The 14,214-nt window shown below is 67.8% G+C and carries 14 protein-coding genes; all 14 read right to left on the reverse strand.

What is annotated here, in order from left to right:
* Positions 1 to 135: 135 nt before the first annotated feature.
* The 14 genes from DR046_RS06200 to DR046_RS06265 all read right to left on the reverse strand — a co-directional run bounded on the left by DR046_RS06200 (position 136) and on the right by DR046_RS06265 (position 14,213).
* Positions 136 to 672, reverse strand: coding sequence for a lipocalin family protein (locus DR046_RS06200; protein WP_115381032.1), 537 nt, complete (start codon positions 670 to 672; stop codon positions 136 to 138).
* On the reverse strand, positions 669 to 1,334 hold the full coding sequence (gene pdeM / locus DR046_RS06205; protein ID WP_115381034.1) for a ligase-associated DNA damage response endonuclease PdeM: 666 nt from the start codon (positions 1,332 to 1,334) through the stop codon (positions 669 to 671). The genes DR046_RS06200 and pdeM overlap by 4 nt, the downstream gene beginning before the upstream one ends.
* Before the next feature lie 134 nt (positions 1,335 to 1,468).
* Complete coding sequence (locus DR046_RS06210; RefSeq protein ID WP_115381036.1) at positions 1,469 to 3,874, reverse strand: ligase-associated DNA damage response DEXH box helicase; 2,406 nt, start codon at positions 3,872 to 3,874, stop codon at positions 1,469 to 1,471.
* Between the two features lie 78 nt (positions 3,875 to 3,952).
* A complete protein-coding gene (locus tag DR046_RS06215) occupies positions 3,953 to 4,468 on the reverse strand; it encodes a hypothetical protein (protein ID WP_115381038.1) in 516 nt (171 codons plus the stop codon).
* Between the two features lie 202 nt (positions 4,469 to 4,670).
* Positions 4,671 to 5,066, reverse strand: a complete 396-nt coding sequence (locus tag DR046_RS06220; RefSeq protein ID WP_115381039.1) for a hypothetical protein — start codon at positions 5,064 to 5,066, stop codon at positions 4,671 to 4,673.
* A gap of 98 nt (positions 5,067 to 5,164) precedes the next feature.
* A complete protein-coding gene (locus tag DR046_RS06225) occupies positions 5,165 to 6,490 on the reverse strand; it encodes a DUF8689 domain-containing protein (RefSeq protein WP_115381041.1) in 1,326 nt (441 codons plus the stop codon).
* A gap of 19 nt (positions 6,491 to 6,509) precedes the next feature.
* Positions 6,510 to 7,034: a prepilin peptidase gene (locus DR046_RS06230; protein ID WP_115381043.1), complete on the reverse strand. Its 525-nt coding sequence runs from the start codon at positions 7,032 to 7,034 to the stop codon at positions 6,510 to 6,512.
* Between the two features lie 16 nt (positions 7,035 to 7,050).
* Positions 7,051 to 7,893: a tetratricopeptide repeat protein gene (locus DR046_RS06235; protein ID WP_115381045.1), complete on the reverse strand. Its 843-nt coding sequence runs from the start codon at positions 7,891 to 7,893 to the stop codon at positions 7,051 to 7,053.
* Positions 7,894 to 7,940: 47 nt separating this feature from the next.
* Complete coding sequence (locus DR046_RS06240; RefSeq protein ID WP_115381047.1) at positions 7,941 to 8,507, reverse strand: tetratricopeptide repeat protein; 567 nt, start codon at positions 8,505 to 8,507, stop codon at positions 7,941 to 7,943.
* A complete protein-coding gene (locus tag DR046_RS06245) occupies positions 8,508 to 9,494 on the reverse strand; it encodes a type II secretion system F family protein (RefSeq protein ID WP_115381049.1) in 987 nt (328 codons plus the stop codon).
* Between the two features lie 12 nt (positions 9,495 to 9,506).
* Entirely contained in the window at positions 9,507 to 10,475 is a 969-nt protein-coding gene (locus tag DR046_RS06250; RefSeq protein WP_115381051.1) for a type II secretion system F family protein, read from the reverse strand.
* Positions 10,476 to 10,478: 3 nt separating this feature from the next.
* Positions 10,479 to 11,936, reverse strand: coding sequence for a TadA family conjugal transfer-associated ATPase (locus DR046_RS06255; RefSeq protein ID WP_115381053.1), 1,458 nt, complete (start codon positions 11,934 to 11,936; stop codon positions 10,479 to 10,481).
* A 16-nt stretch (positions 11,937 to 11,952) separates the two neighbouring features.
* On the reverse strand, positions 11,953 to 13,332 hold the full coding sequence (locus tag DR046_RS06260) for a CpaE/TadZ family protein (RefSeq protein ID WP_115381055.1): 1,380 nt from the start codon (positions 13,330 to 13,332) through the stop codon (positions 11,953 to 11,955).
* Between the two features lie 260 nt (positions 13,333 to 13,592).
* Positions 13,593 to 14,213, reverse strand: a complete 621-nt coding sequence (locus DR046_RS06265) for an OmpA family protein (protein WP_370815746.1) — start codon at positions 14,211 to 14,213, stop codon at positions 13,593 to 13,595.
* Position 14,214 lies beyond the last annotated feature (1 nt).

The following is a 14,214-nucleotide window of genomic DNA, read 5'->3' on the forward strand; positions in this document are numbered from 1 at the left end:
CCCACCCCGTTCTAGCCCGGTGTTTTGTTTGCTTTTTTACCGGTCAACTGCTCGACCGCACGGAGGACGTAGCAGGTGAGCGAATCGCTGGTCAAACAGAGATTCGCATTTGCGAATCATTTTCTGCCTCCAGCTTCACTCCTGCTCCGTCCACGCTAGTTTTTCGACCGCGAAACCGTTGAACGCCAACACTTCGAGCGCGGCGACACGCCGGTCGCGCGGCAGGGTCGGTGCCCGGTTCAGGATCCATCCCGCCCGGCCGTCGGGGGTTCCGACCACCGCGGTGCGATATCCCTCGTCGGTCCACAGCACCCAGTAGGGCGCGGCGAAGGGCACGCCGTCGAGCGTGACGCGCAGCCGTCCCGGACCGACCGGCCGCGCCGCGCCCTCGATGCTGTCGGTGACGCGGCCCTCGGCGTCGAGGCAGAGGTTGCGTACCGACAGCACGCCGTCCTCGGGCGGACCGTACTCGGCGATGGCGCCCGCGCAGTCCGACTGGAACGGGACCGGGAAGCGGGCGATCTCGTACCAGCGTCCGGCGAAACGGGCCGGGTCAAAATCCGCCTTGGAGGCGATCGGGACCGAGGCGTCGCGATAGCCGGAAAGGAGCGGCGAGACCACCTCGGACGGGATGCAGGCGGCGAGCGCCAGCGGCAGCAGCAGGGCCCTCATCTGGGCATCGGGATCTCGACCATCGGCAGCCCGGCGAGGATGGCGCGCGCGTCCGGCGCCATCAGCCGCGCGAGCGCCGGGTCGCGGGACCGCAGGCCGCCGGTATAGGTGCCGTAGGCGGGTAGGATCAGCCGCCGCGCGTCGCGCAGGAAGCAGGGGCGCGAGATGGCGCGGCCACGCACATGGATCGCGGCCTTCGGGTGATAATGGCCGGAAATCTCGGGCCGGTCGGCCCCGGTCGCGACATGGCAGAGCGTCACCGGCCCGAGCGCCAGCGTATCGGCGACCCGGCCGGGCAGGCCCGGCGGGGCGGGGTCGTGGTTGCCGGTGATCCAGGTCCAGTCCCGCCCCGCCATCAGCCGGGCGATCCGGTCGCGAGGCCGCGCGGCGAGCCCTGCAGCGGCCTCGAGATCGTCGAAGCTGTCGCCCAGGCAGACGACATGGGCGGCCCCGGTCTCCAGGATGTCGGCCTGCAGCCGGATCAGGGTGTCCTCGGTCTCGTAGGGGGGCAGCAGGCTGCCGCCGCGGCGGGCGCGGCGCTCGGACTTGCCGAGATGCAGGTCGCTGACGATCAGCACGCCCTCGGCATCCCACCAGAGCGCGCCGGTAGCGCGGGCGGTCAGGCGCTGGCCTGCAAAGGTGAAGTCATGGGCGTTCCGCATGCGTTCCGATGAATCACTTCGGGGGGGCGGGGGCAAGGGGGCTCTGCCCCCGCTCGCTTCGCTCGCTCCCCCGGCATATTTGGGGAGCATCGAAAGAAGCGCAGGCGCGCGTTAACCTTAACGAGTCGGCGCGATCAGTCGAGGCTGAGCCCTGCCTCCGCCATCAGCTTCGCCGCCTCGTCCTCGAGCAGGCGGCCCTCGGCCTTGCCCCTGATCGGGACGATCCCTCGTTCGAGGAACATCGGCGCGGCGAGCGGCGAGACGCGGGACAGGCGCAACTGGTCGATGCGGTCGCCGACCGTGTCGAGCAGCAACTCCACCCGGCCGAAGTCGATATGGCCGCGCATCGCCTCTTCCTCGGTGATGCGCAGCATCAGGTGGTCCGGGTCGTAGCGGTGCAGCGTGTCGTAGAGGATGTCGCTCGAGAAGGCGGCCTGCCGCCCGGTCGAGCGCTTGCCGGGGAAGTTGCGGTCGATCAGACCGGCGATGATCGCGGCGTTGCGGAAGGTCCGCTTCATCACCGCGTTGCCCTTGAGCCAGCTGTCGAGCGCCACGGCGATGCCGTCATGGGAGAGCAGGGGGCGGATGTCGCCCATGGGCTTCAGGCCCCAGATCATCGTCGCGTAGTCGTTCGAGACGAAGCCCAGCGGGTCGAGGCCGGCCTCCTCCATCCCCTTGGTGACCAGAAGCGCCAGCGTCTGATGCGCGTTCGTGCCCGCGAAGCCGTAGATGACGGTGTGGTGGCGCCCGTCGCGGGGGAAGTGCTCCACCAGCAGGCGGCCCGGTTCGGGCAGCGAGGAATGCTTCGCCTGAAGCTCCAGCCAGTGGCGGGTGTGCTGCGGAAGGGCGTCGAAGCGCATCTCGTGCAGCATGTCCTGGATGCGGTGGGCAAGCTGGACCGAGGTGGTCCACTTGTAGCCGATATAGGTGGCGATCCGCGGCTCCTTGTCGGGGCGGGGGGACACCTCGACCGTCAGTTCGCGCATGCCCTCGTAGCGGACGACCTGGCCGCCCATCAGGAAGGTGTCGCCCTTGGTGAGGGTCGCGGCGAAGCCCTCCTCGATCTCGCCCAGCGGCTGGCCGCCGCGGCCGCGGAAGCGGACCTTCAGCTTGTCGGTGCCGATGATCGTGCCGAGGTTCATACGGATCTGCCGGGCGGACCGCGGGTCGCGCAGGCCCCAGACGCCGGGGCGGCGTTCCTTCAGGCGCTGGTAGCGGTCGTAGGCGCGCAGCGCGTAGCCGCCGGTGGCCACGAAATCGAGGCAGTCGTCGAAGGCGGCGCGGCTCAGCGTGGAATAGGGGCCGACTGTCTTTACCTCGGCGAACAGCGTGTCGGCAGCGAAGTCCCCGGCGCAGGCAACGCAGGCGATGTGCTGGCAGAGCACGTCACGCGGCCCGTCGAGCCGCAGGTCGCCATCGAGCTCTCCCGCACGCACCGCCTCGAGCGCGGCGGCGCATTCGATCACCTCGAAGCGGTTCGCCGGCACGAGCCGCGCCTTGGAGGGCGCGTTGTAGCGGTGGTTCGCCCGGCCGATCCGCTGGACGAGGTTCTTCACCTTCTTAGGTGCGCCGATCTGGATGACGAGGTCGACATCGCCCCAGTCGATCCCGAGGCCCAGAGAGCCGGTCGCGACGATGGCCTTCAACTGGCCCGCCACCATCGCCTGCTCGACGCGCAGCCGGGCCTCCTTCGCGAGCGCGCCGTGGTGGATGCCGATGGGCAGCCCGTCCTCGTTGGCGAGCCAGAGGTGGTGGAAGAAGATCTCGGCCTGGGCGCGGGTGTTGTGGAAGATCAGCGTCGTCTTGTGGCGCCGCACCTCGCGCAGGACCGCGGGGATGGCATAGCGGCCACCAGCGCCTGCCCAGGGCGGATCCTCCTCGATCTCGAGGATGTCGATGTCGGGGGGCGGGCCGGGATCGGCGTGGAGGATCGGGCAGGGGTCCGGGTGGCGGGCGAGGTAATGGGCGATCACGGCGGGGTCGTCGACCGTGGCCGACAGGCCGACGCGGCGCAGGCCGGGGGCGAGGGTCTGCAGGCGCGAGAGGCAGAGCATCAGCTGGTCGCCGCGCTTGTTGTCGGCGAGGGCGTGGATCTCGTCCACGACGATGCGCCTGAGCCCGGCGAAGGTGCGGGCGGCGTCCTCGTAGGAGATCATCAGCGCCAGGCTCTCGGGCGTGGTCAGCAGGATGTGGGGCGGGTCGGCGCGCTGGCGCTTGCGCCGGGCCTGGCTGGTGTCGCCGGTGCGGTCCTCGACGCGGATCGGCAGGCCGGCCTCCTCGATCGGCGTGGCGAGGTTGCGGCGGATGTCGTTGGCGAGCGCCTTGAGCGGCGAGACATAGAGCGTGTGGAGGCCCTGGTGCCCGGTTTCCGCGATCTCGGCCAAGGTCGGCAGGAAGCCCGCCAGCGTCTTGCCGCCCCCGGTGGGCGCGATCAGCAGAAGGGAGGGGAGGTCCTTGCGCTCCAGCATCTCCCGCTGGTGGGGATGCAGCGTCCAGTGGCGGCGGGCGAAGAAGGCGGCGAGGGGGGCGGGCAGGTCCATGGCGCTGCAGGTAGCGCGCGAAACGGCACGCAGAAAGGGCGGCCGCGGGGCCGCCCTCTTGGGAGATTTTGACGGAGCTTACTCGAATTCGCTGGTGGCCTCGTTCCACGATAGGCCGCGCTGGTTCGCTTCGTCGAGCAACGTCGCGTTGTCGGAATAAGCTTGGATGTTCGTCGAGGTAGCGGCGGCTGCCTCGTAGGCATCGGCCTTGGTCGTGTACTCCACGCCCCCAACGGTATAGCCGACGCCTTCAACGAACGTGTTGTCTATGGCCGCGATCTCGGTTGCGCCGTCGGCGACCGCACCTTGATCGATGACGCCGTAGGCGTCGTTCAGAGCCGTCTTTCCGAAGTTGCTCACATCCCCTGCGGAAAGACCGCCAAGCCCGGCGATATCCGAGTTCAGGCCGGAGAACGCCGTCTTGATGATCGTGCCATCAGACATCTGGGTCTGGACGGCGGTGGACTGGGATTGCAGGCCTGTCGAGATTACGGCCATGACGGCGAGCCCCAGGCCGACCAACGCGGCGGTCAGGACGACCCAGTCGACCGTGACGGCGCCGGATTCGTCATTGATGAAGTCTTTGTTGAACATTTTATCGAACCTTCAGGTTGCGGATCACGGGATCGGTCCCTGAGCGAAGTGATGTCGGGAAAAAGGGGCGGGTCTGTGACCGCGTTCAGGCGATATTCGTGAATCTGACGCTGCGTCCCGCGGGTGATCCGCCCCGTGCGGGCTGCCCCACTCAAGGCGGGAATGTGGCGATATCGGGCTCGCCCGCCCGAGGGGCGGATGGTCAGAGGTCGCCTGTGCGCCCGGCCAGGGTGGCTGCGTAGAGTTCGGCGATCCGCCGTTCGGCGGCGAGGGCGCGGGGCGGCGCACCCTCGCCGCCGGCCGTGGAGGCAGCGGACGTCATGCGGGCGAGCAGGTCGGTCTGCGCGGCGAGGGCCGCGCGCAGCTCCGCCTCGGACATCGCGGCCGCGCCCGCCCCGATCGCCCGGGTGAGTGCATCGGCATCGCATCCGGTCTCCTGGCAGAGGTCCTGGAAGGCGGTGCCCAATGCCGCCGCCGAAGCGGCGAGGGGGCCCGTCGTCGAGGTCCCGGTCGTCGCGGGGGCTGGGGTGACGGCGACCTGAAGCGTCAGCAGCCCCGCCAGCACCGTGGCTGCGCCGAGAATGGACGGCAGGATCAATCGCGGCGCTATGCGAGGTTCCGGCCTGGCGTGGATCGAGACGGCGATGGCGGACGGCCTCCGGCGCAAGGGGGCGGGAGGGGGCGGCGCCCCCCGGCTCAATGGGCGATATCGCTCTCGGCGACGAACAGGTTGGCCCAGGCGCGGTCCACGAGCTCGGGGGTCATGCGATAGGGCAGCCCCTCGAAATTGCAGGCCGCGATCATCTGGTCGATCAGGAACTGCCCGTGGAAGTTGGCGTAGACGTTGTCGATCTCGGGGTACTTGTTCCTCAGCAGATGGATCAGCGACGCCTCGTCGAGCTCGAACTTCTTCTTCTTCGCGACCATGGCGAAGATCTGCAGGAACTCCGACTGGGTCGGCCCGTCGATCAGCACCTTGAAGAAGATCCGCCGCAGCGCGGCCTGGTCGAAGATCCTGTTCGGATGGAAGTTGGTCGAGAACACCACAAGCGTGTCGAAGGGAACCTCGAACTTCTCGCCCGATTGCAGGGCGAGGATGTCGTAGCCCATCTCCATCGGGACGATCCAGCGGTTGATGATCTTCTGCGGCGGCTCGACCTGGCGGCCGAGGTCGTCGACGATGAACACGCCGCCCGAGGATTTCAGCTGGAGCGAGGCCTGGTAGGTCCGCGCGATCGAGTTGTACTTGAGGTCCAGCATGTCGAGCGTCAGCTCGCCGCCGGTCATCACGGTGGGCCGCTTGCACAGCACGTAGCGTTCGTCGATGCGCTTGTTCACCTTGCGCAGCGCGGTGCTGTCCACCTCCTCGGCGACGGGAGTATGGACGATCGGGTCGAAGACGGTGATGATCTGGCCCGAATACTCGATCGCGTGGGGAATCCAGATCGTGTCGCCCAGCGCGGCGCGGATGCCTTCCGCGATCGAGGACTTGCCGTTTCCGGGCGGGCCGTAAAGCAGGACGGAGCGGCCGGAGCCGACCGCCGGGCCGAGCTGGTCGAGAAGGTTCTCGGGCAGGATCAGGTGGCCCATCGACTGCAGCAGGCGCTGCCGGGTCAGCGCCACGTTCTTCACCGATTGCAGCTTGACCTGACTGGAATAGTCACGGAGCGGCACGGGCATCGCGCCGTAATATTCAGACTGCTTCAGCGCGTCGAGCGCCCGGGCCTTGCCCTGGTCGGTCAGCTGGAACCCCATCTCGCCCGACGACCCGGCATGCATTGTGCCGGTCGCCTGCAGAAGCCCGGCGTCGCGGGCCTGTTCGATCAGCTGCTGGGTCAGGCCGGTCGTCAGCCGGATTGCGGCAGAGACCTCGCGCACCGTCTCGACCGACTTGCGGAACATCGTCTTGAGCAGCACGTCCCGCAGCGTGACGCCGCTGAGCCCCGTCTCCTGCAGGGTGCGGGGCTGCCTCGGGGTGGGGACGCCGGTGTCGACGGCGGCGGGATCGACCTGCATGTTCATGGGACGTGCCCTCCGGGGATCAGGCGATGGCGCCGAGGAAGAAATACGTGCTGACGGTGGGGGCGAGGGCCACGCCGAAGGGCGTCTTCAGCTTGTGCGCCTTGCCGTGCGCCTGATCGTTCAGCCAGACCCAGCCCGGCGCGGAGCTGCGCAGCGCCGTCGAGCGGCGGGCCGAGAAGAATAAGGCCAGCAGCAGCACCGACCAGACCACGAACAGCATCGCCAGCGGAGTTACGTCGGCGGCCGGCACGAAGGGGGCGACCGCGGCGGCGTATTTCATGTCGCCTGCGCCGAAGCCGAGCCCGGCGCTGAGCATGTAGCCCACGACCAGCACGATCCCGAACTGCGCCCAGCGCCAGCCGTAGTCGCCGAGCGGCAGCAGGAACAGGCCCGCCACCGCGAAGACCGCCAGCATCGCCAGCACCGCGAGGTTCTTGATCTTCATCTCGGTGACGTCCGTGTAGATGACCCAGACCGTGACCGGCAGGGTAAGGACGCCGAAGATCAGGGCCTGAAGCGGGGTGATGGCGAGGTCGACGAACATGACGGCTCCTGTCGGGTCAGCCCAGCGCCTGCAGGGCGCGGACCGCGGGCTCGAAATGGCGGGGATGGGTGTCGATGGCGTCCTGCAGCAGCGTGCGCCCGATATCGGTGTCGCCCTGCTTCACCGCGGCGAGGCCGGCGGTATGCAGCAGCTGCGCCCGCTCCTCCTGGGTCATGGGAACGATGGGCAGCGCGTAGTTGCGCGACTTGGCGCGGGCCAGGACGAGGTTGTTCTTCGCGGTGAACAGGTCTTCGTTGTAGGTGATTGCCTCGATGAACAGCCTCTCGGCGGCGCCGGTGTCGCCACGCGTCAGCTTCGAGAAGCCCCAGTTGTTCAGGACGCCCGCGGGCTTGGTCGTCAGGTCGACCGCGGTCTCGTAGAAGCTGTCGGCGCGGGACCATTGCTGGTTGGCGTCGGCCACCATCGCTTCCAGCCGGTAGCGATCGAAGGTCTCGTGGGTGGGCGGGATCGAGTCGAGCACAGTCTTGGCCTCGGCCCAGTCGGAGGTCCGGATCAGCGCGTCGGCGAGCATCACCTTGTCCTCGTGGCCCGAGTCCGGATGGGCGATGACCTTGCGCCAGGCCAGCACCGCCTCGGAGGCGCGGCCGCCGCGCGCGAGGCTGGTGGCGAGGCCGCGCCGGGGCTCGATCAGGTCGGGTTCGGTGGCGATGCGGCGGTTGAAGTAGTCGATGGCCTCTCGCGGCTCGGCCACGGTCAGCATGATCTCCCGGATGCTGTCGGCCTCCGCGGCCTCGGCGTTGGCGACGGCACGGGCGACGTCTGCATCGCTCATCGCGTTGCAGCCGGACAGAACCAGAGTGCCCCCGGCGAGGAGGGCCACGGCGATACGGTGGCGCATGAGATGCGTCCTTCTCTGCTCTCTGCCTTCGGGGTTTTTCATTGCCGTCAGGGTGCGGACAGGGTGACCACCCCGTTCCCCCGCTCGGTCAGCGTGAAGGCGTTCTCGTTGTGCGCGTCAGCGTATGTCCGGGAGGCCAGCTTTGTCTCGGAGACGAGAAGATTGTCCCTGATTTCCGGGGTGGGTTGTAGCGCGAAAGCCGCACGCAGGACGCGGTGCGCCTCGCCCCATTCGCCCTGTTCCAGAAGGACGACGCCGAGATTGTTCATCGCGCCGGCGTTCTGCGGGTCCTCTTCCAGCACGTCGCGCAGCAGCGCCTCGGCCTGGCCCAGGCGGCCGAGCTCGATATTGGCCGAGGCGATCGAAAGCCTGATGCCCTGGGTCATCCCGTCGCGCGCTGCGGCGCGCAGATAGGCGTCGATCGCCAGTTCCGGCTGGTCGGCGGCCAGCAGGCGGTCGCCCACGATCATCGGATCGACCTCGTCGGCGGCACCCGGCACATGGCCCGGCGCTGCAAGCGGGGTGTCGGGCGGCAGGCCGCGCCCGACCAGGTCGTCCGACGGCGTGCAGGCGGCCCCGAGGACCGCCGCGCAGAGGATCGCCAGGGCGCGCATCTAGAAGCCCACCGCGCCGCCGCCGAGCGTCTCGGCGATGCCGTGCAGTGACGGCCCGATCAGGATGATCAGAAGCGGCGGCACGCAGAACATCATCGTGCCGACGGTCAGCTTGGTGGGCAGGACGTTCGCCTTCTCCTCGGCGCGCATGACGCGCTTGTCGCGCATCTCGTCGGCATAGACCCGCAGCGCGTCGGCGATCGAGGTGCCGAAGCTGGCCGACTGGATCAGCACCGTCACGAAGGAGGTGATGTCGGTCAGGTCGCAGCGTTCGGCCATGGAGCGCAGGACATCGGGCTTGGCCTTGCCGGCCTTCATCTCCTGCGCGACCATGATGAACTCGCTGGCCAGCGCGGGATAGGAGGGCTCGATCTCGGTGGCCATGCGGATGATCGACTGGTCGAGCGACTGGCCTGCCTCGACGCAGACCAGAAGCAGGTCGAGCGAGTCGGGGAAGCCGTCCTGAATCTCCTGCTTGCGCTTCTCGACGCGTTTCTGGAGCCAGTATTTTGGCGCGAGGTAGCCCACCGCGCCGGGCAGCACCGTGTAGAGGAACATCGACAGCGGGCTGTGGCCGGAGGTCAGCACGAAGGTGTAGATCGCGCCCAGCGTCAGCAGGCCCAGGCCCAGCAGGAACTGCGAGGCAGTCAGGGTGCGCACCGCGTCCTTGTGGCCATAGCCCGCGCGGCTCAGCATCATCCGGGTCTTCGACATCTCCTCCGCGTCCTCGGGGTCGAGGAACTTGGCGTATTTCGCGAGATGTTCGTTGCGGTTGCCGTGGCGGTTGAGCCGCTCATTGCCCAGAAGCTCCATCGTGACGGACTTCTTTTCCTGCGCGATGCGGTCCAGCGGGTCGATCTTCTTGACCATGACCATCGGCAGGGCGAGCAGGACGAGCAGGATCCCGGCGATGCCCGCGATGTAGATCATCCCGTCGGGTCCGAGGATGCCGGCGACGACGGAGTCGAATATCTGCATGTAGTCCATGACGCTCGTCCCTCAGACCTTGATGTTGACCATGGCGCGCATGAAAAAGATGTTCACGATCAGGAAGACGCAGACAACGGCTGCCGCAGGAATGAAGTAGGCCGTGTCTTTTACGTCAGCGTAGTAGTCCGGCTTCATCACGTTGATGCCGACCAGCGCCAGGATCGGGAAGGCCGACAGGAACATGCCCGACCAGCGCGCCTCCGCGGTGATCGCCTTCACCTTGCGGAACAGCTTGAAGCGGGCGCGGACGACGCGGCTGAGCCCTTCGAGGATCTCGGCGAGGTTCCCGCCCGATTTCTGCTGGATCGCGACGGCCACGGCCAGGAAGCGCAGGTCCTGAAGCTCCACCCGTTCGGCGAGGGCGCGCAGCGCCTCGGGGATGTCGCGGCCGTAGGCGGCCTCGTCGGCGATGAAGCCCATCTCGGTGCCCATCGGGTCGGCCACCTCCTTGGCGACGATGCCGATGGCCGAGGATAGCGGATGGCCCACCCGCAGGCTGCGCACGATCAGTTCGATCGCGTCGGGAAGCTGTTCCTCCAGCAGGTTGAGCCGCTTCTTGGCCTGCTTGTTGACCCAGAAGTAGACGCCGCCGACCCCGAAAGCGACCGAGACCAGGATGCGGATCGGGATGGCGGATGCGGTGAACAGGGTCAGCAGGCCGAAGGTGATGAAGCAGATCAGGATCATCACGCCGATCAGCATGCCCGGCGTGAAGGCCAGGTTCGCCTTCTGCGCCCGTTCCGCCAGCAGCGAGTAGAGCGGGATGTTCTTCGCGCTCTCGTGCTGGCTCATCTCCTTGCGGAGCTGGGCCATGACCTCGTCGCGCGTCGCGCCCTTCTCCATCAGTTCGAGGCGGCGGTTGACGCGGTTGTTCAGCTTGATCGACTTGCCGAAGACCAGCATGTAGATCGCGCCGATGATGAGGTAGATGCTGCCGAAGATCGCCAGGTAGATCAGCGGCTCGATCGAGAGTTGCATGGCTCAGCGGCCTCCGGCGGGTTCGTAGATGGAGCTGGGCAGGTCGTAGCCCCAGGCCTTGAAGCGGTCGGCGTAGTGGCTGCGGATGCCCGTGGCGGTGAAGCGGCCGATGATGGTGCCGTCCGGTTCCAGCCCGAGACGCTCGTAGCGGAAGATCTCCTGCATGGTGATCACCTCGCCCTCCATTCCCGTCACCTCGGAGATGGAGACCATCCGGCGGGAGCCGTCCTGCAGGCGCGAGGCCTGCACGATCAGGTTCACGGCCGAGGCGATCTGCGCACGCACCGCCTTGATCGGCATCTCGATGCCGGCCATCGCGATCATGTTCTCCAGACGCGAGACCGCGTCGCGGGCGGAGTTGGCGTGGATCGTCGTCATCGAGCCGTCATGGCCGGTGTTCATCGCCTGGAGCATGTCGATGACCTCCTCGCCGCGGGTCTCGCCGACGATGATGCGGTCCGGACGCATCCGCAGCGCGTTCCTGAGACAGTCGCGCTGGGTCACGGCGCCCTTGCCCTCGACGTTGGGCGGACGGCTCTCCATCCGGCCGACATGGTCCTGCTGGAGCTGGAGTTCCGCGGTGTCCTCGATCGTCAGCACCCGCTCGGTGGGGCCGATGAAGGAGCTGAGCGCGTTGAGCGTCGTCGTCTTGCCCGAGCCGGTCCCGCCCGAGACGATGATGTTGAGACGGCAGGCGCCGGCGGCCTGCAGGTAGGTCGCCATCTCTTCGGTGAAGGCGCCGAAGCGGACGAGGTCGTCGACGCCCAGCTTCTCCTTCTTGAACTTCCGGATCGAGACGAGCGAGCCGTCCACGGCCACCGGCGGCACCATCGCGTTGAAGCGCGAGCCGTCCTTGAGGCGGGCGTCGACATAGGGGTTCGATTCGTCGACGCGCCGGCCCACGGCCGAGACGATCTTGTCGATGATGCGCAGCAGGTGCCGCTCGTCCTTGAAGCGGATGTCCGACTTCTGCAGCTTGCCGTTGCGCTCGATATAGATGTTGTGCGGGCCGTTCACGAGGATGTCGTTGACGCTGTCGTCCTTCAGCAGCGGCTCCAGAGGGCCGAGGCCGGTGACCTCGTCGAAGAGCTCGTCGTTGAGGGTCTTGCGGTCCTCGCGGCCGAGCACGACGCCCATCTCGGCCAGTTCCTCGGTCGTGATCGACACGATCTCCGCGCGGAGCGCGGCAGCGTCCGCCTTCTCGACGGCCGAGAGGTTCAGGTTGTCGAGCAACCTGTGATGCATCTCGGTCTTGAGCTCCTCGATGCGCTCGCGGCGCTTGAGGTCCTTGTCTGCGGGCGCGGCGGCGGCGGGGGCGGGCGCGGGCTTGCGCGCCGAGAGCGGCTTCGACGGGGCGGCATCGGGCGCGGCCTTGGGGCCGGCCGCCTGGGCCGGAGCGGCGGCGGGGGCGCCGATGGGCTTGGCGCCCTGGATCTGGGGCTTCTTGTAACGCGAGAACATCCGAACCTCCTGATCCTCAGCCGAACGACAATCCGAAGAGCGACTTCTTCCTTGTGGTCTCGCCCTTGCCCTCGATGGCCAGGCGGGCGGCATGAAGCTCCTTCGCGAGCTTCGCGATCTCCTTGGTGAGGGCGTTCGAGGCTGCCAGCTCCCGCAGGGGGAGGGCCTGGTCGTTCACCTCGGTCACCTGCTTGCCGCCATCGGGAAGGATCGCCTTGAACTTGATGTCGAGGCTGGAGGCGAACTTGTCGATGCGCCCGCGGCCCGACATGTCCAGCTTGCCCGGACCGCGGTTGAGCAGATAGCCCAGCCGGTCCGTCGCGATGCCCTCGCCATGCAGCAGCCGCTGGAACCGCAGCGTGTTCTGCGCCGACCGCATCTCCAGCTCGCAGACGAGGAAGAACAGGTCGGTCATGCCCAGGACCGCCTCGGTCCAGGGGGTCACGGCGTTGGGCATGTCGACGATCACGACGTCGAAGGCCTTGCGCGCGAAGGTCAGCAGGCCGGTGATCTCCGCGGGGCCGACGACGTCCAGCGGCAGCACGTCCTGGGGCGCGGTGAAGACGTGCAGCCTGTCCTTGAACGGGGTCAGCGCCTGCTTGAACGCCTGCTCGTCCATGGAGTTGATGTCGGTCAGCACCTCGTAGATCGTCGGCTTGCGCGGCAGGTCGAGATAGGTCGCGACCGAGCCGAACTGGAGCCCGAGGTCGATCAGGCAGACCTTCGGCGCCTCGGACTTGGAGATGTTCGCCCATTCCCAGGCGAGGTTGACCGCGATCGTCGTCGCGCCGTTGCCGCCGGAGGTGGATTGCAGCGCGAACAGCGCGCCGTCGCCCGGGGTGCTGACGAAGCCGCCGCCGGTCGGGGCGGCAACCGCCGTCAGCGTGGCCGCGCCGGTGCCGACATGGGCGCCGGGGGCGGGCAGGGCGGTCGTCTCGACCATGTCCGCGCCCGCGCGCCTGAGCACGTCGACGGCGTCCTGCCTGCCGGGCGCGCGCACCCGCGCGACGGCCTCGGCCAGCGCCTGTTCGGGCAGGGGGTAGGGGGCGAAGTCGTCGGCGCCCGCGCGCAACAGCTCGTGCATGGAGATCGGGCTGATGCCCTCGGCCACGAGGATCACCTTGAGGCCCGCGCGCTTGGCGTCGCGGATCACGTCTATCACGAGGGTCAGCCGTTCCTCGTCGATCTGGTTGGCCGCGATCACCACGAATTCCAGTTCGCGCGCCTCGTCCTGGCGCAGGAAGTTCGAGGCCTCGACGAAGCTGAGATCACCCCAGCCTTCGCCAAGCTCCGCCTCCATGTCCTCGATCAGAAGGTCGAAATCCTGCACGTCGCGGGAGATCGTGATCGCGCGCAGCGGTTCCGGCTCGGGCAGGTGGGCGAGGTTGCTTGCCATCTAAATCACCGTTTCCTCTCATCCGCCCCTGTCTTCCGAACGGGAGGGGCCTGTCGGGCTTGCCTGCCAACATGGCAAAGGCGTCCCGCCAGGTTTCGGGATGACGCCGAATTCCGGCGATAATTGGACGAGAGAGGTGAATTTACCGGAAATACGGAACCTAAAATCCGTCGCACCCGCGATGGTTTCCCATCCAGAATCGCACGCCCCGCATGCCGGAGGGGCATGCGGGGCGCGGTCGGTCCCAAAAGAGAGGACGGTCAGCCTTCGACGGATCCCGCCGAGGCAACATAGCTGCGATAGACGATCTGGGCGTATTTTCCGTCCAGAACCAATCCGTTGCCCTTCACGAAGCCCGCGACCTCGGTGACGGTGCGGCGATTCGCCCGCTCCCGGTCGTCGGTCGGGACGAGAAGCCGGCTCTCGCCGAAGCTCACCAGGGCGTCGAGCCGCGAGCGGGAAATTCCCCGGGTCGTCAGGTAGTCCACTGCGGCCACGGCGCGGCGGCGGCCAAGCGCAACGTTGTAGGCGTCGGAGCCGACGGCGTCCGTGTGCCCGTAGACCGAGAATCGCACCTCGGGGAACTGGCGCATGAAGTTGGCCTGCTGGTCGAGGATGGCGCGCGCCTCGGGGCCAAGCTGAGCCGAGTTGAAGGCGAAGTTGATCGTCGTCGGGACCGCCCCGGCGAAGCGCCCGCCGAGATGGCCGAGCGCGTCGCCCGAGGACATGGCGACCATGTTGCGCATGGTCGGGTTGCCGAAGCCGCCCTCGTCGACCTCGGCCCCGGCGACGTCGTTGAAACGCGTGCCCGTGCAGGCGCCCAGGGCGCCCAGTCCCAGTCCGGCGAGGACGAAGCGGCGGGTTCTGTTGTGCATCTTCATC

It is taken from the genome of Jannaschia formosa, assembly GCF_003340555.1.
Taxonomy (GTDB): domain Bacteria; phylum Pseudomonadota; class Alphaproteobacteria; order Rhodobacterales; family Rhodobacteraceae; genus Jannaschia; species Jannaschia formosa.

What these genes read in the sequence shown, in the direction of transcription:
- DR046_RS06225 (WP_115381041.1), bottom strand. Translation starts at nt 6,490, where the DNA reads ATGAACATGCAGGTCGATCCCGCCGCCGTCGACACCGGCGTCCCCACC.
- DR046_RS06235 (WP_115381045.1), bottom strand. Translation starts at nt 7,893, where the DNA reads ATGCGCCACCGTATCGCCGTGGCCCTCCTCGCCGGGGGCACTCTGGTT.
- DR046_RS06255 (WP_115381053.1), bottom strand. Translation starts at nt 11,936, where the DNA reads ATGTTCTCGCGTTACAAGAAGCCCCAGATCCAGGGCGCCAAGCCCATC.
- DR046_RS06250 (WP_115381051.1), bottom strand. Translation starts at nt 10,475, where the DNA reads ATGCAACTCTCGATCGAGCCGCTGATCTACCTGGCGATCTTCGGCAGC.
- DR046_RS06260 (WP_115381055.1), bottom strand. Translation starts at nt 13,332, where the DNA reads ATGGCAAGCAACCTCGCCCACCTGCCCGAGCCGGAACCGCTGCGCGCG.
- DR046_RS06230 (WP_115381043.1), bottom strand. Translation starts at nt 7,034, where the DNA reads ATGTTCGTCGACCTCGCCATCACCCCGCTTCAGGCCCTGATCTTCGGC.
- DR046_RS06210 (WP_115381036.1), bottom strand. Translation starts at nt 3,874, where the DNA reads ATGGACCTGCCCGCCCCCCTCGCCGCCTTCTTCGCCCGCCGCCACTGG.
- DR046_RS06200 (WP_115381032.1), bottom strand. Translation starts at nt 672, where the DNA reads ATGAGGGCCCTGCTGCTGCCGCTGGCGCTCGCCGCCTGCATCCCGTCC.
- pdeM (WP_115381034.1), bottom strand. Translation starts at nt 1,334, where the DNA reads ATGCGGAACGCCCATGACTTCACCTTTGCAGGCCAGCGCCTGACCGCC.
- DR046_RS06265 (WP_370815746.1), bottom strand. Translation starts at nt 14,213, where the DNA reads ATGAAGATGCACAACAGAACCCGCCGCTTCGTCCTCGCCGGACTGGGA.
- DR046_RS06215 (WP_115381038.1), bottom strand. Translation starts at nt 4,468, where the DNA reads ATGTTCAACAAAGACTTCATCAATGACGAATCCGGCGCCGTCACGGTC.
- DR046_RS06240 (WP_115381047.1), bottom strand. Translation starts at nt 8,507, where the DNA reads ATGCGCGCCCTGGCGATCCTCTGCGCGGCGGTCCTCGGGGCCGCCTGC.
- DR046_RS06245 (WP_115381049.1), bottom strand. Translation starts at nt 9,494, where the DNA reads ATGGACTACATGCAGATATTCGACTCCGTCGTCGCCGGCATCCTCGGA.